Annotated in this window: 23 protein-coding genes; 22 read left to right on the top strand and 1 reads right to left on the bottom strand. The window is 39.5% G+C overall.

The window, feature by feature from the left end; translation table 11 throughout:
* Positions 1 to 58: 58 nt before the first annotated feature.
* From ACFFHF_RS05045 to ACFFHF_RS04965, 17 genes are all read left to right on the top strand, one after another.
* Entirely contained in the window at positions 59 to 979 is a 921-nt protein-coding gene (locus ACFFHF_RS05045) for a RodZ domain-containing protein (RefSeq protein ID WP_340903250.1), read from the top strand.
* Positions 980 to 1097: 118 nt separating this feature from the next.
* On the top strand, positions 1098 to 1676 hold the full coding sequence (gene pgsA, locus ACFFHF_RS05040; protein ID WP_160545539.1) for a CDP-diacylglycerol--glycerol-3-phosphate 3-phosphatidyltransferase: 579 nt from the start codon (positions 1098 to 1100) through the stop codon (positions 1674 to 1676).
* Positions 1677 to 1701: 25 nt separating this feature from the next.
* Positions 1702 to 2940, top strand: coding sequence for a competence/damage-inducible protein A (locus ACFFHF_RS05035; protein WP_340903252.1), 1239 nt, complete (start codon positions 1702 to 1704; stop codon positions 2938 to 2940).
* 273 nt (positions 2941 to 3213) lie between these two features.
* Complete coding sequence (gene recA, locus ACFFHF_RS05030; protein WP_340903253.1) at positions 3214 to 4263, top strand: recombinase RecA; 1050 nt, start codon at positions 3214 to 3216, stop codon at positions 4261 to 4263.
* Between the two features lie 343 nt (positions 4264 to 4606).
* Positions 4607 to 6169, top strand: a complete 1563-nt coding sequence (gene rny, locus ACFFHF_RS05025; protein WP_377057703.1) for a ribonuclease Y — start codon at positions 4607 to 4609, stop codon at positions 6167 to 6169.
* 83 nt (positions 6170 to 6252) lie between these two features.
* On the top strand, positions 6253 to 7050 hold the full coding sequence (gene ymdB / locus ACFFHF_RS05020; RefSeq protein WP_377057674.1) for a 2',3'-cyclic-nucleotide 2'-phosphodiesterase: 798 nt from the start codon (positions 6253 to 6255) through the stop codon (positions 7048 to 7050).
* A gap of 226 nt (positions 7051 to 7276) precedes the next feature.
* The gene (spoVS, locus tag ACFFHF_RS05015; protein ID WP_029281188.1) at positions 7277 to 7537 is read left to right on the top strand and encodes a stage V sporulation protein SpoVS; all 261 of its coding nucleotides are present in this window, start codon (positions 7277 to 7279) and stop codon (positions 7535 to 7537) included.
* 103 nt (positions 7538 to 7640) lie between these two features.
* Positions 7641 to 8567 carry a dipeptidase gene (locus ACFFHF_RS05010; RefSeq protein WP_160545536.1) on the top strand — a complete coding sequence of 309 codons (927 nt, stop codon included), beginning with the start codon at positions 7641 to 7643 and terminating at the stop codon, positions 8565 to 8567.
* Positions 8568 to 8871: 304 nt separating this feature from the next.
* The gene (locus tag ACFFHF_RS05005; protein ID WP_340903255.1) at positions 8872 to 10602 is read left to right on the top strand and encodes a 2-oxoacid:acceptor oxidoreductase subunit alpha; all 1731 of its coding nucleotides are present in this window, start codon (positions 8872 to 8874) and stop codon (positions 10600 to 10602) included.
* A 3-nt stretch (positions 10603 to 10605) separates the two neighbouring features.
* Complete coding sequence (locus tag ACFFHF_RS05000) at positions 10606 to 11472, top strand: 2-oxoacid:ferredoxin oxidoreductase subunit beta (RefSeq protein ID WP_340903256.1); 867 nt, start codon at positions 10606 to 10608, stop codon at positions 11470 to 11472.
* 298 nt (positions 11473 to 11770) lie between these two features.
* Positions 11771 to 13318 (top strand): tRNA (N6-isopentenyl adenosine(37)-C2)-methylthiotransferase MiaB, encoded by a 1548-nt coding sequence (miaB, locus tag ACFFHF_RS04995; RefSeq protein WP_340903257.1) that lies wholly within the window; start codon positions 11771 to 11773, stop codon positions 13316 to 13318.
* On the top strand, positions 13319 to 13753 hold the full coding sequence (locus ACFFHF_RS04990; RefSeq protein ID WP_160545532.1) for a YlbF/YmcA family competence regulator: 435 nt from the start codon (positions 13319 to 13321) through the stop codon (positions 13751 to 13753).
* 223 nt (positions 13754 to 13976) lie between these two features.
* A complete protein-coding gene (locus ACFFHF_RS04985; RefSeq protein WP_340903258.1) occupies positions 13977 to 14516 on the top strand; it encodes an outer spore coat protein CotE in 540 nt (179 codons plus the stop codon).
* 137 nt (positions 14517 to 14653) lie between these two features.
* Positions 14654 to 17248: a DNA mismatch repair protein MutS gene (mutS, locus tag ACFFHF_RS04980; protein ID WP_340903259.1), complete on the top strand. Its 2595-nt coding sequence runs from the start codon at positions 14654 to 14656 to the stop codon at positions 17246 to 17248.
* Positions 17249 to 17269: 21 nt separating this feature from the next.
* The gene (mutL, locus tag ACFFHF_RS04975) at positions 17270 to 19123 is read left to right on the top strand and encodes a DNA mismatch repair endonuclease MutL (protein ID WP_340903260.1); all 1854 of its coding nucleotides are present in this window, start codon (positions 17270 to 17272) and stop codon (positions 19121 to 19123) included.
* Between the two features lie 149 nt (positions 19124 to 19272).
* Positions 19273 to 19719 carry a hypothetical protein gene (locus tag ACFFHF_RS04970; protein WP_340903261.1) on the top strand — a complete coding sequence of 149 codons (447 nt, stop codon included), beginning with the start codon at positions 19273 to 19275 and terminating at the stop codon, positions 19717 to 19719.
* A 116-nt stretch (positions 19720 to 19835) separates the two neighbouring features.
* Positions 19836 to 20243 carry a hypothetical protein gene (locus tag ACFFHF_RS04965; protein WP_160545527.1) on the top strand — a complete coding sequence of 136 codons (408 nt, stop codon included), beginning with the start codon at positions 19836 to 19838 and terminating at the stop codon, positions 20241 to 20243.
* Between the two features lie 55 nt (positions 20244 to 20298).
* Here the strand turns inward: ACFFHF_RS04965 and mreBH are convergent, their stop codons facing one another.
* On the bottom strand, positions 20299 to 21306 hold the full coding sequence (gene mreBH, locus ACFFHF_RS04960) for a rod-share determining protein MreBH (protein WP_340903263.1): 1008 nt from the start codon (positions 21304 to 21306) through the stop codon (positions 20299 to 20301).
* Positions 21307 to 21565: 259 nt separating this feature from the next.
* Here mreBH and miaA point away from each other — a divergent pair, with 259 nt between their 5' ends.
* From miaA to ACFFHF_RS04935, 5 genes are all read left to right on the top strand, one after another.
* A complete protein-coding gene (gene miaA, locus ACFFHF_RS04955; RefSeq protein ID WP_340903264.1) occupies positions 21566 to 22564 on the top strand; it encodes a tRNA (adenosine(37)-N6)-dimethylallyltransferase MiaA in 999 nt (332 codons plus the stop codon).
* Positions 22561 to 22797, top strand: coding sequence for an RNA chaperone Hfq (hfq, locus tag ACFFHF_RS04950; protein ID WP_160545524.1), 237 nt, complete (start codon positions 22561 to 22563; stop codon positions 22795 to 22797). The genes miaA and hfq overlap by 4 nt, the downstream gene beginning before the upstream one ends.
* 203 nt (positions 22798 to 23000) lie before the next feature.
* Positions 23001 to 23942, top strand: a complete 942-nt coding sequence (gene spoVK, locus ACFFHF_RS04945; RefSeq protein WP_160545523.1) for a stage V sporulation protein K — start codon at positions 23001 to 23003, stop codon at positions 23940 to 23942.
* Between the two features lie 103 nt (positions 23943 to 24045).
* Complete coding sequence (hflX, locus tag ACFFHF_RS04940) at positions 24046 to 25302, top strand: GTPase HflX (RefSeq protein ID WP_160545522.1); 1257 nt, start codon at positions 24046 to 24048, stop codon at positions 25300 to 25302.
* Between the two features lie 13 nt (positions 25303 to 25315).
* Positions 25316 to 26587 carry a methionine gamma-lyase family protein gene (locus ACFFHF_RS04935; RefSeq protein ID WP_340903265.1) on the top strand — a complete coding sequence of 424 codons (1272 nt, stop codon included), beginning with the start codon at positions 25316 to 25318 and terminating at the stop codon, positions 26585 to 26587.
* Positions 26588 to 26589 lie beyond the last annotated feature (2 nt).

Raw genomic sequence — 26589 nt, 5'->3', positions numbered from 1 at the left:
TTCGTTTATGCATAAAACTTACGAAAGCGCCTTTAATAGCATTGGAAGGTGTTAGAAATTGACAGAATTAAGTAACAAACTTAGAGAAGCTCGACTTTCACTCGGCTTGAGCTTGGATGACTTACAAATAACAACCAAAATTCAAAAACGGTATTTGCAAGCGTTAGAAGAGGGGAATTATAGTATTATACCTGGTCCGTTTTATGTTCGTGCTTTTATTAAGCAATATGCGGAAGCTGTACAGCTCGATCCAGAAGAGCTATTCGCAGAGTATAAGTCTGAAATCCCATCTACTCATGGAGATGACTTTCCAGAAAAGCTTTCAAGGGTGCAAACTAGGAAGGATGTTGCACCAAGTAATTCGAAGATTTTTTCCGTTTTACCCAGGTTGCTAATTGGTGTTTTCGTTATTGGTGCGGTGGCCCTAGCCTACTTTTTAGTAGTTAATATTAAAGAAGATGGTGAATCGGCAGAGGAACCAGCAACAACTGATAGCGAACAAATACAGTACAATGACAACTTATCTGAGAAGGAAGCGGATGAGGAAAATAAAACGGAAGCATCTGAGGGTGAGGAGAATCAAACATCTGGTGCCAATGAAGTAACAGAGGAAGAAGCGACTGAAGAAGAAACTTCCCCTACACAAGAGGTTACAGTTGCCGAATCAAAAGGGAAAGAAACCGTATATGAAGTAAAGAATGCAGAAAAATTTGAAGTAAAGCTTGTGTCTACCGGTGAAACTTGGGTGAATATGCTAAATGGAAAAGGACATTCTTTTTGGCAAGGGATCTTAAAAACAGGTGCTGAGGATAATAAAGTAGTTGATTATTCAAAAGAGCAAGAAGCTGTTCTAGTGATTGGGAATTCTACAGCCACTGAAATATATGTGAATGATCAAAAGCTAGAATATGCTACACCTCCAGATGATCAAGTTAGACAGGATATCACAATTCGTTATGTACCAACAGTGAACGAATAGTCATCGTATGGTGACTATTTTTTCGCTTTCTTTTCTATTTTGTTGTATGCTTGTTTTATTAAAAGAAGAAAGTAATAATAAGGAATTTTCTTTATAGGTTAAAATGGAGGTCTTTAAAATGAATTTGCCTAATAAAATTACAGTCTCACGAATTTTATTAATTCCACTATTTTTAGTAATTGTATACGATCCTTTTCATTGGGGGGATATGCAGTTCATTGGGGCGGAGCTTCCGGTTGCTCACTTTATCGCCGCTTTAATCTTTATTTTTGCTTCTGCTACCGACTGGGTTGATGGCTATTATGCCAGAAAGTATAATTTGGTAACCAATCTTGGGAAGTTCCTTGACCCGTTAGCAGATAAGTTGCTCGTATCAGCAGCATTAATTGTTTTAGTTGAATTTGGACTTGCGGCTTCGTGGTTAGTTATCATCATTATTTGCCGAGAGTTTGCTGTAACGGGTCTACGAGCCATCCTAGCGGGAGGCGGAGAGGTAGTTGCCGCAAATATGCTGGGTAAAATTAAGACTTGGACACAAATCGTTGCCATTTCAGCATTGTTATTACATAACACGATTTTTGAACTTGTGTCCCTTCCGTTTGCTGACATTGCTTTATGGGTTGCAACGTTCTTCACGATTTGGTCTGGTTGGGACTACTTTGCGAAAAATAAGCAGGTATTTATTAATTCTAAATAAAACAGAGGCTAGGTGATTGTTTTTCATGAATGCTGAAATCATTGCAGTGGGCTCAGAGTTGTTGCTTGGCCAAATTGTTAATACAAACGCTCGTTTCATTTCCAAACAACTAGCTAGTATTGGAACCAATGTGTTTTATCATACGGTAGTTGGTGATAATCCGACCCGTTTGCAACAAGCGATTGCTGTGGCAGAAGGTCGTTCAAACTTAATTATCTTTACAGGTGGATTAGGTCCGACAAAGGATGATTTGACAAAGGAAACAATTGCCAAACACCTCGGTAAGGAGCTTGAATTTGATCAAGCTGCTCTTGACTCTATCTCTCAGTACTTTATTCGTACAAACCGTGTCATGACAGAGAATAATAAGAAGCAAGCATTGGTTCTTGCTGATTCTACTGTTTTGCCAAATGATAACGGAATGGCTCCTGGCATGCTTTTAACTACTAATACTCACCGTTATATGCTTTTACCAGGGCCACCGAAGGAAATGGAACCCATGTTTTTACATTATGCACTCCCACTATTACAAAAAGAACCAGACGTCTCTGAGACGATTGTTTCACGAGTGTTGCGTTTCTTTGGGATAGGAGAGGCTGCATTAGAAACAAAGATTGAGGATTTAATTGATGCGCAATCGAATCCTACGATTGCGCCCCTTGCTAGCGACGGGGAAGTGACGTTGAGGCTTACTGCTAAACACCAACAAACCGACGTTGCAAATGAACTCATTAATGAAACGGAAGAGAAGATACGTACACGTGTTGGTGAGTTCTTCTACGGGTATAATGAAACCTCGTTAATGAATGAGTTATTTACCCTGCTACAAAAGAACGATTTAACCATTGCTTGTGCAGAGAGCTTAACTGGAGGGATGTTTCAGCAGGAGCTGACAGCTATTCCAGGTTCTAGTGCGGTAGTAAAAGGCGGGGTCGTTTGCTATACGAATGACGTTAAGGAAAAGGTCCTTGGTGTTAAAAAGGAAACTCTGGAAAAATATGGAGCAGTAAGTGAAGAGTGTGCAAGGGAATTAGCTGAAAATGTGGCTTCATTACTTAACGCTGATATTGGAATTAGCTTTACTGGTGTAGCAGGGCCTGGTGCTGTTGAGGAGAAACCGGTAGGAACGGTGTATATTGGAATTTCAAAAAAAGGATCTCCAGTAAAAGTCGAAAAATTTCTTTTTGCTGGTACAAGAGAAGGCAATCGAGTGAGAAGTGTGAAGTACGGCTGTTTCTCACTAATCAATAGCTTGAAAGATTAACAGAGCATATCATTTTGCTCTGTTTTTTTTCTCTTTACCAAATTTAGAAATTGATTTAAAATAATATTTTTCTGCTATGAACATCGACGAAAAACCTATTTTGTTAAGAGGAAAATAGAATTTTACAACTATATTTGGTAGTGAAAAAAATCGAATGAATGTTCGATTTTTTGCTCGACAAACAGAAATAAAACGAGTATAGTAAAGATAGTGAAATGAACATGCAACGAATGATAGATAGATATATTCGTTTTAAATAAGGAGGAAATAGTAGTGGCAAATGATCGTCAAGCAGCCCTTGAAATGGCATTAAAACAAATAGAAAAACAATTTGGTAAAGGCTCTATCATGAAGTTAGGAGAGCAAACAGATCGTCAAATTTCTACTTCGAAAAGTGGATCTTTAGCTCTTGATACAGCATTAGGAATAGGTGGATATCCAAAAGGCCGTATCATTGAAATCTATGGTCCTGAAAGCTCGGGTAAAACAACAGTTGCCCTTCATGCAATTGCTGAGGTACAAGCAGCAGGTGGACAAGCAGCATTTATTGATGCCGAGCATGCACTTGACCCTGATTATGCACAAAAACTTGGTGTGAACATTGATGAGTTGCTGTTATCACAGCCAGACACTGGTGAACAAGCCCTTGAAATTGCAGAAGCATTGGTACGAAGTGGAGCAGTTGATATTCTAGTCATCGACTCAGTTGCTGCCCTTGTTCCAAAGGCAGAGATCGAAGGAGAAATGGGAGACTCTCACGTTGGACTACAAGCGCGTCTAATGTCACAGGCTCTTCGTAAACTTTCTGGTGCGATCAATAAGTCTAAAACAATTGCTATCTTTATTAACCAGATTCGTGAGAAGGTAGGAGTTATGTTTGGTAACCCGGAGACAACTCCTGGTGGACGTGCGCTTAAATTCTATTCTTCTGTTCGTTTAGAGGTTCGCCGTGCAGAAACGTTGAAGCAAGGCAATGATATGGTTGGTAACAAAACGAAAATTAAAGTCGTGAAGAATAAAGTAGCTCCTCCATTCCGTACGGCTGAAGTAGATATTATGTACGGAGAAGGAATTTCGAAAGAGGGAGAAGCTCTTGATATGGGATCAGAACTTGATATCGTACAAAAGAGTGGATCTTGGTATTCTTATAATGATGAGCGTCTTGGGCAAGGTCGTGAGAATGCGAAGTTGTTCTTGAAGGAAAATAAAGATTTATTAGCAGAGATCCAAAATAAGATTCGTGAACACTACGGTTTAGATGGAGTGAAGACTCTTCCGGAAGACCATGAAGAAGATCAAGAACAATTTGATTTAGTAGATTAATACAGATTAAACAGCAGACTACTATTTGGTCTGCTGTTTTTTATATTATTAGTCAAATTGACGGTTCGAAATTTGAAAAGTGAACTCGATTTATGAATGCTTTAACAACACTGGGTTTGACAAAGTTCACCATTATCTACCAATATAAACGAAATATTACAACCAAGCCGGACAAACCCTTGACAATAAAAATTCACACATTTACAATTAATATGTATATTTTATGTTTTTTAATGATGAATGAAGACGTGTAAAAGCCTTTGTGCTGTATATTGACAAAACAATGTACATGCCGACATTTTAGAAAACGTAACACAAGTTAATAGCAAGAGGAGGTGAAATGATGGATCTTTTTACAATGATCATCTCCATTTTGCTTGCTTTACCCGTCGGTGCAGTTGTTGGCTATTTTGTTCGTAAATCTTTTTCTGAAGCAAAAATTGCTGGAGCTAGAGGTGCTGCAGAGCAAATTCTAGAAGATGCAAAACGTGAAGCAGAAGCTTTAAAAAAGGAGTCGCTGCTTGAAGCAAAGGATGAGATTCATAAGCTTCGTACAGAAGCAGAACGTGAAGTTCGTGATCGTAGAAGCGAGCTGCAAAAGCAGGAAAACCGCTTACTTCAAAAAGAGGAAAATCTTGATCGAAAAGACGAATCGTTAGACAAACGTGAAGCACTTTTAGAGAAGAGGGACGATTCTCTTAACAAAAAACAACAGCATATTGAAGAGATGGAAAGCAAAGTGGACGAGATCGTAAAAATGCAACAGGCAGAGCTTGAACGCATCTCGGGCTTAACTCGTGATGAGGCGAAATCCATCATTTTAGAGCGTATGGAACAGGAGTTATCCCATGACATCGCTTTAATGATAAAAGAGAGTGAAAATAGAGCAAAAGAGGAAGCAGACAAAAAAGCAAAGGAAATTTTGTCGTTAGCTATTCAACGTTGTGCGGCTGATCACGTAGCAGAAACGACCGTTTCGGTAGTCACTCTTCCAAATGATGAGATGAAAGGTCGAATCATTGGTCGTGAAGGACGAAACATCCGTACACTTGAAACTCTTACTGGAATTGATCTCATTATTGATGATACTCCAGAAGCAGTTATTTTATCTGGGTTTGATCCGATTCGAAGAGAAACAGCCCGCTTAGCGCTTGAAAAGCTTGTTCTAGATGGTCGTATCCATCCTGCTCGAATCGAAGAAATGGTTGATAAGGCACGCCGTGAAGTGGATGAACATATTCGTGAAATTGGTGAGCAAACAACTTTTGAGGTTGGAGTACATGGACTGCACCCAGATTTAATTAAAATTCTCGGTCGATTGAAATTCCGAACTAGCTATGGTCAAAATGTGTTGAAGCACTCTACTGAAGTTTCTCAATTAGCTGGATTGCTAGCTGCAGAACTTGGAGAAGATGAAACACTTGCTCGTCGTGCAGGCCTACTACACGATATTGGTAAGGCAATTGACCATGAAGTTGAAGGAAGCCACGTAGAAATCGGTGTCGAACTGGCTACTAAATATAAGGAGCATCCGGTGGTTATTAACTCGATTGCTTCTCACCATGGCGATTCCGAGCCTACTTCCGTTATTGCTGTTCTTGTTGCAGCGGCAGATGCACTATCCGCAGCAAGACCTGGTGCAAGACGTGAGACGCTTGAAAACTATATTCGACGTTTAGAAAAGCTTGAGGAAATCTCAGAATCGTATGATGGAGTGGAAAAGTCATTTGCAATCCAGGCTGGACGTGAAGTTCGTATCCTAGTGAAGCCAGAGCAAATTGACGACTTAGAGGCTCATCGTTTAGCTCGCGATATTCGTAAAAAAATCGAAGAGGAACTTGATTATCCAGGCCATATAAAGGTCACGGTAATTAGGGAAACGAGAGCAGTTGAATACGCAAAATAAAGCGGTGCTTTAGCACCGCTTTTATTTTTGCTCATTACATATGATAAAATGAAAAGAAATACGGAAAAAGAAGGGTTTAATTGATGAACATATTATTTGTTGGAGATGTCGTTGGTTCACCAGGAAGAGATATGGTGAAGGAATACGTCCCAAGATTAAAGGAAAAATATCGTCCACACATTACCATTATAAATGGTGAAAATGCTGCAGGAGGAAAAGGGATTACAGAAAAAATCTATAGAGGTTTTTTAGAGGTCGGTGCGCAGGCTGTTACATTAGGAAACCACACATGGGATAACCGTGATATTTTTGAATTTATCGATGATGCAAAATACATGGTTAGACCAGCAAACTTTCCTGAAGATAACCCTGGTAAGGGAATTGTGTATTTAAAAATGAATCAAGATGAAATAGCAATCATCAGTCTGCAGGGGCGTACCTTTATGCAACCGAATAATTGTCCCTTCCGAAAAGCGGATGAACTGATCGAAGAAGCAAGTAAACGAACACCTATTATCTTTGTTGATTTCCATGCTGAGGCAACAAGTGAGAAGCTCGCTATGGGCTGGTATTTAGATGGAAGAGTAACAGCGGTAGTTGGTACTCATACACATGTACAAACAGCTGACAATCGAATATTGCCCCAAGGAACAGCCTATATTTCGGATGTTGGAATGACAGGGCCATATGATGGGATACTGGGAATGGACAGAGAAATTGTTATTAGACGATTCCTATCCAACTTACCAGCAAGATTTGAAGTTCCAGATACAGATAAAACACAGCTTGGTGCCGTACATATTGAACTGGATAAAAAGACGGGAAAAGCCAAAAAAATCGATCGTATTCTCATCAATGACGATCATCCATTTTTCTCCTAGAATTGTAAACCATATAGCCGACTAGCACCTGCAAAATAGACGCAGGTGTTTTTTTATGTAAGCTTGATTGCAGGTGAAAACATATACACTTTTCTTTTAATCTTACTTTTTTGTCCAAGCCGGAATATGTTAAAGCTTTTGCGAATATAGTAGCAATGGAATCATATATACCTGAGTTGTTCAATAACAAGAACATCAGGGGGGATTAAACAAGGAGGAGCTAGGAATGGAAATATTAAAAGTTTCAGCAAAATCTAATCCCAATTCTGTAGCTGGTGCGCTCGCAGGAGTTCTGCGCGAAAGAGGTGCTGCAGAAATTCAGGCCATAGGTGCGGGTGCATTAAATCAAGCGGTAAAGGCAGTAGCCATTGCACGAGGATTTGTAGCACCTAGCGGAGTCGATTTGATTTGTATCCCAGCATTCACAGACATATTAATTGATGGGGAAGAGCGCACAGCGATCAAATTAATCATTGAGCCAAGATGAGGGAGTATCTTTTTCCTGTTTGCATTCTTATTGCAAACAGGTTCTTTTTTTGTCAGTTTTGGTCTATGCTTTATATACAACGACTATGGAAGGGGTATAAATCATGAAAATTTTTGATGGGCATTGTGATGTATTATACAAAATGTTTATGAATCCGAAGCTTTCAAGCTTTTTAGATTCAAAGGAGCTTCAAGTTACGCTCGCGGGTATGAAGAAAAGTGGCGTTAAAGTACAATGCTTTGCCATCTATGTACCAGAGAATATTCACCCTGATCTTTCCTTCCATGCTGCTTTGCATATGATAGACCTTTTCTATGAAAAAATTATCAAACCATATAAAGAAATTAAGTTGATTACAAGTCAAAGTGATTTAGCTAATCTTAAAGATGGTGAATTCGGAGCGATTCTTACACTTGAGGGGTGTGATTGTATCGGTTCCGATTTGCTGAAGTTAAAAACGCTGCTTCGTCTTGGGGTTACATCTGTTGGTTTAACGTGGAATTTTTCTAATGCAGTTTCTGATGGGGCACTTGAAGAGCGGGGCGCGGGTCTATCCAGGTTCGGGAAAAGAGTCGTATCAACTCTTAATAAGGAGAGGGTATGGTGTGATGTATCGCATCTATCAGAAAGCGGGTTTTGGGATGTGCTGGAGCTTGGAGATTATCCCTTTGCTTCACACTCTAATGCGTATTCTCTTTGTCCACATCCGAGGAACTTACGAGATGAACAGATTGTGGCATTAATAGAAAGAGAAACAGTCATGGGGTTAACCTTTGTTACGCAATTCCTCTCTGGGAAAACAACAGCAACTATTACTGACGTACTTCGTCATCTTGACCATATTTGCTCTCTTGGAGGTGAGGATTTTGTTGGATTTGGTTCTGATTTTGATGGAACCGAACATTGTGTTACAGGGCTTGAGCGGGTAGAAAATTATAGCAATCTTGTAAATGAACTAGGAAAATATTATTCCAGTATACAGGTTGAGAAGTTTTTGTACAAAAATATGGCGAAAAGATTTCCGAAATAAAGAAGAGTGAATAAAGCGTTTTCATTTTTATTTAGACTAAACAGGTTGAAAAAAGACAGATAAAACTATTATTTTCGCAAAAATAAAAAAATATTCATATTTTCGCCATTATTTGGGCGTAAAGGGTTGCTTTTTTTTTCACATAGGTCTAGAATTGAAAGCGTTTAGTACCCTTCCATTTCTCACATTTTTACTCTATGAATATTAGAGTCAAAATCTTCGTGTTACAATCGGAAAAGTGCTACACTATTGGTAAAATAAACGTTTTTACATATTTCTTAACGTATCCAAAGGGGTGTAAGACATGATCAATCAACTTTCTTGGAAAGTTGGCGGGCAGCAAGGGGAAGGGATTGAAAGTACTGGGGAGATTTTCTCTATTGCTTTGAATCGATTAGGTTACTATTTATATGGGTACCGCCACTTTTCATCTCGTATTAAAGGTGGACACACTAATAACAAAATCCGTGTAAGCACGTCACAGGTTCGCTCTATTTCAGACGACTTAGACATCTTAGTGGCATTTGATCAGGAAACGCTTGACTTAAATTACAAAGAACTACATGACAATGGTGTGATGATTGCAGATGCGAAGTTTAATCCTGTGAAACCTACGGATACAAATGCAACTTTGTATGCGGTTCCATTTACAGATATTGCAACTGAATTAGGTACATCATTAATGAAAAACATGGTGGCAGTTGGGGCTACTTGTGCAGTACTAGATTTAGATATTAACGTTTTTGAGACGGTAGTTCAAGAGATTTTTGGGCGTAAAGGACAGTCTGTGGTTGATAAGAACATGGAAGCGATCCAAGCTGGTTATACAGCAATGAAAGAACAAGCTCAAGAAGCCGCTACCATGGTATTAGCAAAGGCAGATGGAAAACAACGGTTGTTCATGATTGGTAACGATGCGATTGCGCTAGGGGCCTTAGCTGGCGGATGTCGCTTTATGGCAGCTTATCCAATTACTCCTGCTTCTGAAATCATGGAGTATCTAATTAAAAAACTACCTGCTCTTGGTGGAACAGTAATTCAAACTGAAGATGAAATTGCGGCATGTACAATGGCGATCGGTGCAAACTATGCAGGCGTTCGTGCGATCACTGCATCAGCTGGTCCGGGATTATCGTTGAAGATGGAAGCAATCGGTCTTTCAGGAATTACCGAAACACCAATTGTAATTGTCGATACACAGCGTGGTGGTCCGTCTACCGGTCTACCAACCAAGCAAGAACAATCTGATTTAATGGCCATGATCTATGGTACTCACGGAGAAATTCCAAAGATCGTAATGGCTCCAAGTACTGTACAAGAAGCGTTCTACGATACAGCTGAGGCATTTAACCTTGCTGAAGAGTACCAAGTACCTGTTATCGTCTTATCTGACCTTCAACTTTCTTTAGGAAAGCAAACAGTTGAGCCTTTAGACTTTAGTAAGGTAGAAATTCGACGCGGAAAACTTGTAACTGAACTACCAGAATCAGATTCTAAAGATTACTTTAAACGTTACGAAGTGACTGAAGATGGTATCTCTCCTCGTGTAATTCCTGGGGTAAAGGGTGGAATTCACCACGTAACAGGTGTAGAACATGATGAAACAGGTAAACCGTCTGAATCAGCATTAAACCGTAATGCACAAATGGATAAACGTTTCCGTAAAGTTGAGAACATCAAATTTAATACACCAATTCACGTTCATGCTCCACATGAGGATGCGGATGTACTAGTTGTTGGTTTTAACTCAACTAGAGGAGCAATTGAAGAAGCAATGACACGCCTTGAGAAGGATGGAGTGAAAGTGAATCATGCGCATGTACGTTTGATTCATCCGTTCCCTACTGACGAAATGCTTCCACTAGTCAAATCAGCTAAAAAGGTTGTAGTTGTTGAAAATAACGCAACTGGACAGTTAGCAAACATCCTTAAGATGAATGTAGGACATGCTGAGAAAGTAGTAAAGCATTTAAAGTATGACGGAAATCCATTCCTACCACATGAAATCCATTCAAAGATCAAGGAGTTGTTCTAAATTATGGCGACGTTTAAAGATTTTCGAAACAACGTGAAGCCTAACTGGTGTCCAGGCTGCGGCGATTTCTCTGTTCAAGCGGCAATTCAACGTGCTGCTGCGAATGTAGGGTTAGAGCCAGATAATTTAGCGGTTATTTCTGGTATCGGTTGCTCTGGACGTATTTCAGGATATATTAACTCTTACGGATTCCATTCCATTCACGGACGTTCTTTACCGATTGCCCAAGGAGTAAAAATGGCGAATCGTGATTTAACAGTTATTGCATCTGGGGGAGATGGAGATGGTTTCGCGATCGGAATGGGTCATACCATTCACTCTATCCGTCGAAACATCGATATCACTTACATCGTAATGGATAACCAAATTTATGGTTTAACAAAGGGCCAAACATCCCCGAGATCGGCAGCAGGCTTCAAAACGAAGTCTACGCCACAAGGATCAATCGAACAGCCGATTTCTCCAATGGAAATGGCATTAACTGCTGGTGCAACGTTTGTGGCACAAAGCTTCTCTACAGACTTAAAAGACTTAACAGCGATTATTGAAGCTGGTATCAAGCATAAAGGTTTCTCTTTAATCAACGTGTTCAGTCCATGTGTAACATACAATAAAATCAACACATACGACTGGTTTAAGGAAAACCTAACAAAGCTTGCTGATGTGGAAGGCTATGATTCATCTAATCGTGAAATGGCGATGCAAACTCTAATGCAGCATAACGGATTAGTAACAGGCTTGATTTATCAAGATACAGAACGTAAATCTTACCAGGAACTAATAAACGGTTACTCTGAAACCCCGTTATCTCAGCATGATCTTCAATTAGATGAAGCTCATTTTAATAAATTAGTTTCCGAGTTTATGTAAGCTAGAACGAACAAGAAACCCCGAGTACATCTCGGGGTTTCTCTATGAGTATATTTCTAAATACTTGTGATAACTATCACTTTCAATGAACGTGATAAGGAGTAAAATTATTTGCTGTAATGAATGAAACCGCTATCGATTGGTTAAGTTTTTTATATTGTGTTCAGTTGTTCAAGCATTTATACTTAACTAATGTGATTCATTCTACTATCAAAGTACTAACTATACGAAAATAATATTATTTTAGTTTGGTTGTATGTTTAAATGTTTGATTATTGCAGTGAAAGGAGAAACATTTATGAACGAAAAGCAACGATTAGAAAGCCAACAAGCAGTGCAGGAAGGTAATTCTTCGGACAAAAAATCCGGTAAGGATTACAGTAAATATTTTGAAACAGTATATACTCCACCATCGCTAAAAGACGCGAAAAAGCGTGGGAAAGAAGAAGTAAAGTACCATAAGGATTTCTCACTTCCTGAAGAATTTAAAGGGATGGGACAAGGTCGTAAGTTTTATATTCGTACGTACGGCTGTCAAATGAATGAGCATGATACAGAAGTAATGGCTGGTATTTTCATGGGGCTAGGTTATGAGCCGACAGACTCTGTTGATGATGCAAATGTTATTTTATTAAATACTTGTGCGATCCGTGAGAATGCTGAAAACAAAGTGTTTGGTGAGCTAGGTCATCTTAAACATTTGAAGCAGCAAAACCCAGATGTATTAATCGGAGTTTGTGGCTGTATGTCTCAAGAGGAATCGGTTGTTAATAAAATTCTTAAAACATACCATCAAGTGGATATGATCTTTGGAACGCATAATATTCACCGTTTACCAAACATCCTGCACGAAGCATACATGTCCAAGGAAATGGTTGTAGAAGTGTGGTCTAAAGAAGGAGATGTTATTGAGAACCTTCCGAAGATCCGTCGTGGAAATATTAAAGCATGGGTAAATATTATGTACGGCTGTGATAAGTTCTGTACGTATTGTATCGTTCCATTTACTCGCGGAAAAGAGCGCAGTCGTCGTCCTGACGATATCATTCAAGAAGTTCGTCAGCTAGCAGCGCAAGGATATCAGGAAATTACTCTTCTTGGACAAAACGTTAATGCTTACGGAAAAGACTTTGAAGACATGAAGTATGGTTTAGGTGACTTAATGGATGAAATCCGAAAGATTGATATTCCACGTATCCGTTTTACAACGAGTCATCCGCGTGATTTTGACGATCACTTAATTGATGTTCTTGCTAAGGGTGGTAACTTAGTTGAGCATATTCACCTTCCAGTTCAGTCTGGTTCTACAGAAGTACTAAAAATCATGGCTCGTAAGTATACAAGAGAACAATACCTTGAGCTTGTTCGTAAAATTAAAGCAGCTATTCCTAATGCTTCTTTCACTACAGATATCATAGTAGGGTATCCGAATGAAACGGAAGAACAATTCGAAGAAACACTTTCCTTATATCGTGAAGTTGGATATGAATCTGCATATACATTCATCTATTCTCCACGTGAAGGGACGCCAGCGGCTAAAATACAGGATAACGTTCCAATGGAAGTGAAGAAGGAACGTCTACAGCGATTAAACGCTTTGGTAAATGAAATGTCTGCAGAAGCGATGAAGAAGTATCAAGGGGAAGTAGTGGAAGTATTAGTTGAAGGGGAAAGTAAAAATAACCCTGATGTTCTTGCTGGTTACACACGCAAAAGCAAGTTAGTAAACTTTGTTGGGCCAAAAACGGCAATCGGTAAGCTTGTAAAAGTAAAAATCACAGAAGCAAAAACATGGTCATTAAACGGGGAAATGGTGGAAGAAACTCAAAGTGTAGAGGTGAAATAAATGGAAAAGTACACAAAAGACGATATTATAGCGCGTGCAAAAGAACTAGCTTCCATGATTGCGAGCACGGAAGAAGTAGATTTTTTCAAGAAAGCGGAAGCGCAAATTCATAGTAATGAAAAAGTAAGTTCACTTATTTCGCAAATAAAAGGGTTGCAAAAGCAAGCCGTTAATTTACAACACTATGGAAAAGCAGAAGCTCTAAAGAAAACAGAAGATAAAATTGCTTCTATTGAAGAGGAGCTAGATTCTATCCCTGTCGTACAGGAATTTAAGCAATCACAAATAGACGTAAATGAATTACTACAATTGGTGGCTAACACCATCTCCAACAAAGTAACAGATGAAGTCATCTTATCAACGGGTGGAAATGTCCTAAGTGGAGAAACAGGTGCAGAGGTTAATAATAAAAATCAAAGCTGTTCACATCACTAAGATGTGAGAATGGAAAGACCCTCGTGGAAACGGGGGTTTTTTCTATGCATCAAAATCATTCCCATTCTCCCATATAATTTCTCACCTTTCCTAGGTATTCGCATAGAATGCACTATATCCGCCACCGAATGCCGAAGGAAATACAAACATGAAAAATATTATCACACTAGTCTAATGTCCCGCATAGGATGAAGTGAAAATGAATGAGGAGGGTTCGCTCGCAATGGCAGATTACAGAGAGATTATTACAAAAGCGGTCGTAGCGAAAGGACGTAAGTTTACACAGTCTAACGATACGATTCGCCCGGATCACCAACCGACTAGCATCCTTGGTTGCTGGATTATCAATCATACGTATGAAGCTAAAAAGGTTGGAAAAAAAGTCGAAATTCACGGCTACTATGACACTAACGTTTGGTACTCCTATAATGATAATACAAGAACTGAAGTAGTAACTGCACGAGTTGACTATGTTGACGTCATTAAGTTAAAGTACCGCGATCCAGATTGCCATGATGACAACGATGTTATTGCTCGTGTCGTTCAGCAGCCAAACTGCATAGAAGCTGTTATCTCACCAAACGGTAATGCAATTATCGTTCATGCAGAAAGAGAGTTTCTTGTTGAAGTAATTGGAGAAACAGTGGTTTGTGTAGCAGTTTACGATGATTGTGACTGCGACGACGACTGGGGATTAGATGTCGAAGACGAAGAGTTTGAAGATTTAAATCCAGATTTCCTAATCTGTGACGAAGAAGAGTAATGGTGAACTAGGAAGGTTTCACTTCCTAGTTTTTCTTTGTGGCTGATATTTACAGCTTTCAAAAAACCTTTCCCTTCTTTCTTTATGTTATAATAATGAACGGAATGAAAGAAAGAATTAGTGTTTTGGAGGATTGTATGGCTACATATACGCCGATGATACAGCAATATTTAAAGGTAAAGGCAGAGTATCAGGATGCCTTTTTATTTTTTCGTCTTGGGGATTTTTATGAGATGTTTTTTGATGATGCCGTGAAGGCGTCGCAAGTATTAGAAATTACACTAACTAGCAGAGATGGTGGTTCAGAAGACCGTATCCCAATGTGTGGGGTTCCTTACCATGCTGCTCCTCAATATATTGAACAGTTAATTGAAAAAGGCTTTAAAGTCGCAATTTGCGAACAAACAGAAGATCCGAAGCAGGCAAAAGGTGTGGTTCGGAGAGAAGTAGTTCAGTTAATCACACCTGGAACGATGATGGAAGGAAAAGGACTGAACGAAAGAGAAAACAATTATTTAGCATCCATCTCTCGGTTCGCCGATGATCAGTATGGGTTTGCGGTGAGTGATTTGACTACAGGGGAATCTCAAGTAACGATTACAAAGAGCATGGATGAAGTTTTAAATGAACTTGCAACTTCTGGTGCACGTGAGGTGGTCATCTCTGCTTCGCATACGGACGAGCTACAGAAGAAAATTCGTGAGCGAGGTCAAGTGACCCTTTCAATGGAAGAAGATATTCAAAGTTATGTATCTTTTGAAGCTCTTTTGTCACACTTAACCAATGTTGAGATTAAGCAGACGGCCGCAAGATTATTTAATTACTTATATCGAACACAAAAAAGATCGCTGGATCACCTTCAAGCCGTTCGTTTTTATACAGTAGATCAGTATATGAAAATAGATTATTACTCAAAACGTAATCTCGAGTTAACAGAAACGATTCGCTCGAAAGGGAAAAAAGGCTCTCTTCTTTGGCTATTGGATGAAACAAAAACAGCAATGGGAAGCAGAATGCTCAAGTCATGGGTAGATCGTCCTCTTATCAATCAGCAACAAATTGAACTTCGCCATTCTGTTGTAGATACTCTTTTTAGCTGCTACTTTGAACGCCAAGAAATCCGTGAAAAGTTAACGGAAGTGTATGACTTAGAGCGTCTTGCAGGACGAATTGCATTTGGCAATGTGAATGCAAGAGATCTCATTCAGTTAAAGAAATCCCTTCTGCAAATTCCATTGTTGAAAAGTATGGTAGAGAATTTACCAAATGAAGCAACAAAACAATTAGCCGACAAGCTTGAACCATGCGAGGAAATAACCGACTTATTAGAAAGAGCAATTGTTGATAATCCACCTCTCTCTATTAAAGAGGGAAATATCATTTCCGATGGATATAACGAAGAACTTGATCGCTATCGTTATGCAAGTCGTAATGGAAAGCAGTGGATTGCTGAGCTTGAAAAAGAAGAGCGTGAAAAAACGGGAATCAAATCGCTAAAAATCGGATACAACCGTGTGTTTGGTTATTATATTGAAGTGACTCGCGCGAATCTTTCCTTATTAAAAGAAGGTCAGTACGAAAGAAAGCAAACTCTAGCAAACGCTGAACGGTTTATAACTCCGGATTTAAAAGAAAAAGAGACATTGATTTTAGAAGCGGAAGAAAAAAGCACAGAGCTTGAGTATGAGTTATTTACAACTATTCGTGAGTACGTAAAGGAATATATTCCGCAGATACAGAGATTAGCTAAGGTCGTAAGTGAGCTAGACGTTTTACAATGCTTTGCTGAAATTAGTGAAGCACGTCATTACACGAAGCCAAGCTTTACGACTGACAGACGATTGGTAATAAAAAATGGTCGTCATCCAGTAGTTGAAAAAGTTATGAATGCTCAGGAATACGTACCAAATGACTGCCATATGGGGGATGAGCGAGAGATTCTGTTAATTACTGGACCCAATATGTCAGGGAAAAGTACGTACATGAGACAAGTTGCCCTTACCTCAATCCTTGCACAAATTGGCTGTTATGTACCAGCAGATGAGGCCAAACTCCCAATCTTTGACCAAGTGTTTACGAGAATTGGAGCAGCAGATGATTTAATTTCTGGACAAAGTACCTTTATGGTGGAAATGCTTGAAGCAAAAAATGCCATTGTAAATGCCACCAGAAATAGCTTAATTCTATTTGATGAAATCGGGAGAGGAACTTCAACTTATGACGGAATGGCGTTAGCGCAGTCAATCATTGAATATATTCATGAACGAATTGAGGCGAAAACATTATTCTCAACTCATTACCATGAATTAACCGTTCTGGGAGAGCAGCTTTCGATGTTAAATAACGTCCATGTAAGCGCGATTGAACAAAATGGTAAAGTGGTGTTCCTTCATAAAATCAAAGAAGGAGCAGCTGATAAGAGCTATGGAATTCACGTGGCAGAGCTAGCGGAGCTGCCAAAGGAACTGATTGCTCGAGCGAATGAAATTTTACAAGCATTAGAGTCAGGTGACAACACCAGTTCCAAAGAAGAAAAGAAAGTAGTACCGAATAAGGTGTCAGAAGATGCACAACTGTCCTTTTTTGCTGAACCAAAGGTGGAAGTAAAAGCAAACCTATCATCAAAGGAAAAGAAGACACTAGAGTCTTTGAAATCACTAAATATATTAGAAATGACTCCTATGCAGGCCTTTAATATTTTATTTGATCTTCATAAGCAAGCAAAGAGCTAAACATCTCAGGGAGGTGAGACGATGGGGAAAATCATTCAATTAGATGACCGACTATCGAATAAAATTGCTGCCGGAGAAGTGGTTGAACGACCGGCATCTGTTGTAAAGGAACTGGTAGAAAATGCAATTGATGCAGGTAGTACTGTCATTGAAGTAGAGGTTGAGGAAGCGGGATTAGGTAAGATCAGAATACTCGACAACGGTGACGGTATTTCGGAAGAGGATGTGCTAATGGCGTTTCAGCGTCACGCTACTAGTAAAATAAAAAATGATGATGACTTGTTTCGAATCCGAACACTAGGGTTTCGTGGAGAAGCATTGCCCAGTATCGCTTCGGTAAGTCATTTTGAAATGAAAACATCAACCGGTGATGTGGGTTCAAGAGTCGTGTTTGAGGGCGGAGTTTTGCAGGTTCATGAGGCAGCGGCTGCCAGAAAAGGAACCGATATTATTGTTACGGACCTATTCTTCAACACGCCTGCCCGCTTGAAATATTTGAAGACCGTTCACACAGAGCTTGGGAATATTACGGATATTATGAACCGTCTTGCGCTCAGCCATCCTGAAATTTCGTTTCGCCTGATTCATAATGATCGAAAGCTCCTTCACACTACGGGAAACGGTGATGTCCGGCAAGTATTAGCTGCCATTTATGGAGTAAACATCGTGAAGAAAATGGTACCTATTTCAGCTACTTCACTAGATTATCAGGTAAAAGGTTGGATCGCTCTTCCTGAGATTACGAGAGCGTCAAGGAACTATATTTCTACCATGATTAATGGACGATTTATTAAAAACTATCCCCTCGTAAAAGCGGTGCAGGAAGGTTATCATACCTTATTACCCATTGGTCGTTATCCGATTGTCTTATTGTCAGTCGAAATGGATCCTATTTTAGTAGACGTAAATGTGCATCCGTCTAAGATGGAGGTCCGTTTAAGTAAGGAACAAGAGTTAAACCAACTCGTCACAGATGCCATTAAAAAGGTATTTAAAAGCCAAGAGCTGATTCCATCCGGTTTTATTCAACAGGAGAAAAAAGAAAAGCCACAATCAGAGCAAACCTTTTTCGAGCTGGATCATGTGGTGGAAAAAGAGCTCCCTGTTGAGAGAACCGTTTTTACAGAGTCCATTTTAAGAGAACCTATTACAACGGAAAGAGTCGAAGTGATTCAAAGGCCTGTTAGCATTGTTAAAGAAGAAACCTTGGCACCGGTTAGGACGGAAACGGTTGCGGAGATTGAGATAGAAGAAATTGTAGATGAAAGGGATCATCTACAAGAGACCAAAATGAGAGTTCCTCCATTTTATCCAATCGGTCAAATGCATGGGACGTATATTCTAGCTCAAAATGAAAAAGGGCTTTATATTATTGATCAGCATGCGGCACAGGAAAGAATTAAATATGAGTACTTCCGTGAAAAGGTGGGAGATGTTCAAAATGAGCTTCAAGAGTTACTTGTGCCGATAACGCTTGAGTATTCTTCTGACGAAGCGTTAAAGATTCTAGAACATCAACACGAGTTAGAGAAAGTGGGTGTGTTTTTAGAGCCGTTTGGTCACAACAGCTTTATTCTTCGCTCACATCCACAGTGGCTTCCGAAAGGGGAAGAGAAAGAACTTATGGAGGAAATGATCGAGCAGCTTCTACAAATGAAAAAGGTCGATATTCATAAACTTCGTGAAGAAGCGGCAATTATGATGAGCTGTAAGGCCTCCATAAAAGCAAACCATCATTTGCGGCAGGATGAAATACAGGCACTTTTAGATGAGTTGCGGTCTACTTCAGATCCGTTTACCTGTCCGCATGGAAGGCCAATTATTATTCATTATTCTACCTATGAGATGGAAAAAATGTTTAAACGTGTAATGTAAGAACTGGATTCAATAGAATCCAGTTCTTCTTTTTTTTATTATTAGAGTAATTTTACACAAAAAGGGTAAAATCGAGAAAAGTGTCGAACAAATTGTATAGCATGCGCATCATTAATCCTATATATTGAAGGTAGAAAGGGGGAGGATCAATGTTTGTTTTTGGTTTGCTAACGACAATTCTTCCTGCTGTAATCGTTATTTTTGCCATTGCTTATATTGCGAAAAACAAAAACAAGGAGGATGATGAAACCATGATACGGCACTTATACACATATTTAGTATTATTCGCGACATTAATGATGGTCATCGGTGGTGGGATTTCCATATTTATGGTTACTGCTGACTTAGTGAGTCCATCAGGGTATTATCAAAGTTTTTCCGATTACGAGATGATGCGTGAGAGTGAAAAGGTAGGAGGAAACACGCAAATTAGCGAGGAAGAGCTACGAGCTGATTATGAACAGTTGGTAGAAGATGAAAAAGCAAGAATTAGAGAAAATGCCAAAAATCAAATGATTAAAAGCTTAGGATTTATCGTCATTCCTCTACCTATATTTATTTATTTTAACAGATTGAGAAGAAAGCATATTGAGTAGAGCTCCTTTTCTTTGGGGGCTTTTTTTATGAGCCTATTTATCCGTGATATATACCCGTTTTTAGGATAAGTACATATAGTATTTTGTATACAACCTAGAAAAAAGGGGAATGCCAATTGAAACGAGGAATGAGAAGACCTTTCCCTTTCGGTATGGGGAATCTTGGTGGATATCCAAACTACAACCCGTTTTCCCAATTTGATAGTTTTGGTTATCCTGATGCTAAATACTATGGATTTGAAGACCAGGTACCAAGTACGGTCGGTGTTGGAGGTTCAAAATATAGTCCCTTTTTTGGCTATGGAGCACCCAAGTTTGGTCATTCAGGCTATGGATACCCTTCTCCTTATGGAGGACCTGGATTTACTCCTGGGTTTGGAGGGGGATTCGGCTTAGGTTATGGCGGTGGTCCTGGAGTGGGATATGGCGGAGGAATTAGTCCGCTCGGTGCAGGGTTACTAGGATTTGGTGCGGGGTTGCTCGGTGGAGCCCTTTTTGATAATAAAGGTAGATGGTATTATTGAAACGAAAAAGTCCCAACGGGTAGACCGTGGGACTTTTTCGAAGATTGTGGGTATCTTACCTTGCAACAGAAGGTAACTTGTGAAGAAAATCAAGTGCCCTACCCGTACCGATGGCTACTGATTCTAAGGGTTCATTTGCTAAATGAACGGGAACGAAGATTTGCTCGCTTAGCCACTGCTCCATGCCTTTTAATAAAGATCCACCACCAGTTAAAATGACTCCTCGGTCTACAATATCACCGCTTAACTCGGCTGGACTGTCTTCTAACGTAGCACGAACTGCTTCTAGTATATGAAGTAGTGATTCTTTAATAGCATCACGAACTTCGTAGGAATGTAGTTCGATCGTTTTTGGTAAACCGGTTAGCAGGTCTCTTCCTCGAACTTCAAGCACTTCTTTTTCATGGTCCACTAGGGCATAACCGATTTCCATCTTAATTTGCTCGGCAGTGGGCTCTCCAATTAGAACATTGTATTCTTTTCTTACATACTGAATAATATCGTCATCCAAATGATCGCCACCAATGCGAATAGAGTGGCAGGCAACGACGCCTCCGAATGATATGATCGCAACTTCAGTAGAACCTCCGCCAATATCTACTACCACATTGGCTACAGGTTCGTCCACGGGAAGTCCGGCTCCGATCGCTGCGGCCACTGGTTCTTCAATAAGAAAGACCTTTTTGGCACCTGCGTTTCTTGCGGCATCCTGGATGGCTCTCTTGTCCACACTCGTAGAGCCAGCTGGTGTACAAATGACCACATTCGGTTTTCGAATCGTTAACCCCATTCTGGTTGATGCTTTTGTAATAATGTACTTTAATAATTCCGAAGTGATATCATAATCGGCAATCACTCCGTTTTTTAGAGGACGAATCGCTGTAATTTTACCAGGAGTTTTTCCAATCATTGCTTTTGCTTCTAGTCCCACCGCAACGACTTTATTCGTTGTAGTATCTAGAGCGACAACAGAAGGCTCATTAAAGACAATTCCTTTATTTTTACTATATACAAGTACGTTTGCTGTACCTAAATCAATTCCAATCTCTAACGTTCCAAACATATCTATCCCACCAATTCATTTTAAGTCTCTTTACACTCTTCATATAAAGTAGCACGAATTTGGGGGTTCTCTGTCGATTGTTATCGAATCGTTATATAATTGTAATGAAAAAAGAAAGAAATGGAAGTGTATGACAAAGGTATAACGGGTTGAAATCTGGTTATAATGCATAGAGGCTAACCTGCTTCTAGTTTTATGTTAATGGAGTTACATGTTATACTACAAAGCATCTAAAGAAATTTGTAAAGGCAGTGTCAACATGAAACAGGAGAAGGAAAAAGTCGTCGTCCTCATTGGACCAACAGCCGTTGGGAAAACGAAGACGAGCATTGAATTAGCTAAGCGGTTTAATGGTGAAATAATTAGTGGCGACTCAATGCAAATATATAAAGAAATGAATATAGGAACAGCCAAGATTAAGCAAGAAGAAATGGAAGGAATTACTCATCATCTCATTGATATTAAGGATCCAGAAGAGACGTTTTCAGTAGCGGAGTTTCAAGAGCTTGTACGACTGAAAATTACGGAAATCACCAATCGAGGAAAGCTACCAATGATTGTTGGTGGAACGGGGTTGTACATTCAATCAGCCATCTATGACTACCAATTTTCTGATGCTCCCAATAATGAGGAACTGAGACAAAAGCTGGAAGAGCAAGTGAAGACAGATGGGGTGGAAGTTCTTCATAAGAAGTTGTCTGAAGTAGATCCAATAAGTGCTAGGCGTATACATCCAAATAACGTACGTCGTGTCATCCGTGCATTAGAGGTTTATTTAACAACAGGGCAAACATTAACAGAAATACAATCGGAGCAAGTGATTGAACCGTTGTATGATATTTCCATCATTGGGTTAACCATGGAACGTGAGCGTCTGTACGATCGTATTAATGCAAGAGTTGATGAAATGATAACTGAAGGTTTAGAAGAAGAAGTGAGAAAATTGTATGACAAAGGGCTTATGCATACACAGGCTTTACAAGCCATTGGTTATAAGGAATGGTTTCATTATTTTTCAAAAGAACAATCGCTTGAATCAACGATCGAACAATTAAAGCAGAACTCTCGACGATATGCAAAACGTCAGCTCACATGGTTCAGAAATAAAATGGATGTTACTTGGTTTGATATGACACATGTGACAAATGAGCAACAGATTCGAAAAAAAATTAAGGAAATTTCTACGTATATTGAAGGAAAGCTAAAAATAAAATCGAATACATATGAAATAGAGATAAAAGAGGAGGATTTATTATGAAGCAAGCCATTAATATCCAGGATCAATTTTTAAATCAACTTCGCAAAGACAGTACAAATTGTACGGTGTTTTTGTTGAATGGCTTCCAATTAAGAGGAACAATTAAAGGCTTTGATAACTTTACGATTCTATTTGAATGTGAAGGGAAGCAACAGCTTGTATATAAGCATGCCATTTCCACATTCTCTCCATTGCGTAATGTGCAAATTGATTTAGATGGTCAAAATCAATAATGGAACTTCATTCAAGACCCGCTTTCTTCACGGAAGCGGGTCTTTGATTTCTAAAATAAATATTTTTGAATACATATAGAGTAATCGCTTAAATAATGGGAAAAGCATGACTACTTTGAGACCATGAATATAGCTGATTATAGGCATTTGTCACAAATCATGCACCAAGCGCGTATACTGTTTTATTATGTGAGGTGAAAGCTTTGGACCAACCAATTCGAATGAAAAACAATGGACAAATCAGCATTGTCTTAAATTCACAGAAACGAAAACCCACTGTTACCGAACCATATGTGGCTCCAAAGGCCATTCCCCCTGAGCATGCAGCATTAAAGGAGATTGAGGAAGAACTTGGTGCGCTTGTTGGAATGGAAGAAATGAAGCGAATGATAAAGGAAATTTACGCATGGATATATGTGAACAAAAAAAGAGAAGCTGCTGGATTAAAAGCAGGAAAACAAGCGCTCCATATGATGTTTAAAGGCAATCCTGGAACAGGGAAAACGACGGTTGCTAGGTTGATTGGGAAGTTATTTCTACGAATGAATGTCCTAACGAAAGGTCATTTAATTGAAGCGGAACGGGCTGATCTAGTCGGTGAATACATCGGACATACTGCCCAAAAAACAAGAGATCTCGTAAAGAAGGCTCTCGGAGGGATTCTTTTTGTTGATGAAGCCTACTCTCTTGGTAGGGGTGGGGAGAAAGACTTTGGTAAAGAAGCCATTGATACACTCGTCAAACATATGGAGGATAAGCAACATGAATTCATTTTAATTTTGGCAGGGTATTCGAGAGAAATGGATGAGTTTCTCACACTCAATCCTGGATTGCATTCTCGATTTCCGCTTGTTATCGATTTTCCGGATTACAGCATTGAGCAACTTATGGAAATTGGGCAAAGAATGCTGAAGGAAAAGGAATACACCTTGAGCCATGAAGCAGAAAGAAAGCTTCGAGAACATCTCATTTGGGTGAAATCTGCGTTTAGTCCAGCTGGTTTCTCGAATGGACGATACGTAAGAAATGTACTTGAAAAATCGATTCGTGCCCAGGCAATGAGGTTGTTAATGATAAACAACTTCGATCGGCATGATTTAATGACCATACGAAGCAATGATCTTATATTTGAAGAAGATGAGTAAAAAGGGGGCAGGCTACAAGTAGCCTGCTTTATTTGTTATTAGCAAATTAGTATTAAAAACAATTATTTGGTATGATATGAAAAAAGGATAATGAGGTGATTTCTTGGATCAAAAGCATGAATATGAAAAGGTGATTCTCGTTGGTTGTCAAACGATTGAGGATGACGAAAGATTTCACTATTCGATGGAGGAACTCGCTTCTTTAACGGAGACCGCGAAAGGTACAGTACAAGCAACATTATCTCAAAAGAGAGACAGAATCCATCCATCTACATACATAGGTAAAGGGAAAGTTGAAGAGTTAAGAGCGTTAGAGGAGGAAACAGAAGCAAATATTATCATATTTAATGATGAGCTTTCGCCGAGTCAGGTACGAAATCTATCAAAAGACATCTCTGCGAGAATTATTGATCGAACGCAGTTGATTTTGGATATTTTTGCCCAACGTGCACGTTCGAAAGAAGGGAAGCTTCAAGTCGAATTGGCCCAGCTTCAATATCTACTTCCCAGATTGGGTGGGCAAGGAACACAGCTTTCTCGACTGGGTGCTGGAATAGGGACGAGAGGTCCGGGGGAAACCCAGCTTGAGACCGACCGAAGACATATTCGAAGACGAATTGACGATATTAAAGCCCAGCTCGCAGTAATCGTGCAGCATCGTGATCGATATCGTGAGCGTCGGAAAAAGAATAAAGCCTTTCAAGTGGCGCTTGTTGGATATACGAATGCGGGGAAATCGACAATTTTCAATCGCTTAACGGAAGCAGATTCGTTCGAGGAAAATCAGCTGTTTGCCACACTTGACCCTATGACGAGAAAAATGATTCTTCCAAGCGGTTTTAGTACATTACTAACAGACACGGTTGGATTTATTCAAGACCTTCCAACAACTTTGGTTGCTGCCTTTCGTTCTACCTTGGAGGAAGTACGAGAAGCAGATCTTCTTTTACACGTCGTGGATATGTCGAGTGCGGACTCATATCAGCATGAACAAACCGTACATAAGTTACTCGAGGATTTAGATATTCAGCAAATCCCACAATTGACCGTTTATAATAAGAGAGATATGAAAAATCCTGACTTTGTTCCAACTGCCAAAACGGAAACTTTGCAGATTTCTGCATTTAGTGAAGAAGATCGCTTTTTATTAAAGCAAAAAATGGAACAGGTGATTATTTCAGAAATGAAATTTTACCAAGTTGAGGTTCCTTCCACAGAAGGAAAGCTGTTAGCTCAATTAAAAAATGATACGATACTAAGGGAGCTAGCATTCGAAGAAGAAAAGGATATGTATCTATGCAAAGGATATGTACTCAATGATCACCAAATATTAGGACAAATAAATCAATACAGCATTTAGTTAGGAGAACATCATGTATCAGCATTTCACATTTGGGGAAGCATTAAAGCCGATTGTTCGGCAGGTCGAAGAGCAAATTTTTATGAAGCATCAACAAATTGACCTGACGGTGGAAGCGAATCAGTTTCGCGTTTTAGAAAGCTATCAACGTCATCAAGTAAGTGATTCACACTTTATCCCTTCAACAGGGTATGGCTATGATGATATTGGTAGAGATACTTTAGAGAAAATTTATGCCGATGTGTTTGGTGGAGAAGCAGGGCTTGTTCGTCCGCAAATCATCTCCGGGACGCATGCCATTTCCATCGCTTTATTTGGTGTGTTAAGACCAGGAGATGAGCTCTTGTACATAACGGGAAAACCGTATGATACATTGGAGGAAATAGTAGGGATTCGTGGGAATGGTGTAGGTTCATTAAAGGAATTTGGGATATCCTATCAAAGTGTGGACTTAAAAGAGGATGGACAGGTCAATTACGAATATGTAAAAACCATGATCAAACCAAATACAAAAATGATCGGTATTCAGCGTTCTAAAGGGTATGCAAATCGACCTTCTTTTACCATTGATCAAATTAGAGAAATGATTGAATTTGTTAAAAATATAAAAGAAGATGTTGTCGTATTTGTTGATAATTGTTATGGTGAATTTGTGGAGTTAATGGAGCCTTGTCATGTAGGAGCTGACTTAATGGCAGGCTCCTTAATTAAGAACCCTGGTGGGGGACTTGCCAAAACCGGTGGGTATATCGTTGGAAAAGAAAAATATGTAGAAGCATGCGCCTATAGGATGACCTCACCAGGTATCGGAGCAGAAGCGGGTGCCTCTCTTTATAGCCTTCAAGAAATGTACCAAGGTTTCTTTTTAGCTCCGCATGTGGTTGGACAAGCATTAAAGGGTGCGGTTTTTACATCAGCTATTCTTGATAGATTAGGAATGAACACAAATCCGTCCTGGGACGCAGAACGGACAGATTTAATTCAATCGGTTCAGTTTGATGACAAAGAGAAAATGATTGCCTTTTGTCAAGCTATTCAATTTGCTTCTCCTATTAATTCACATGTAACGGCATACCCGGCTTATATGCCTGGTTATGAAGATGATGTGATTATGGCTGCGGGAACATTTATTCAAGGAGCGAGCATTGAACTGAGCGCCGATGGACCGATTCGACCACCGTACGTTGCTTATGTACAAGGGGGACTAACTTATTCTCATGTGAAATTGGCCATACTGATTGCGTTGAACCGATTAGCAGAAAAACAACTAATTAGTCTCAACTAAGT

This window comes from Robertmurraya beringensis, assembly GCF_042433785.1.
Lineage (GTDB): Bacteria > Bacillota > Bacilli > Bacillales > Cytobacillaceae > Robertmurraya_A > Robertmurraya_A beringensis.
Note: the sequence above shows the minus strand (reverse complement) of the source record. Positions and strands in the feature narration are given on the sequence as shown.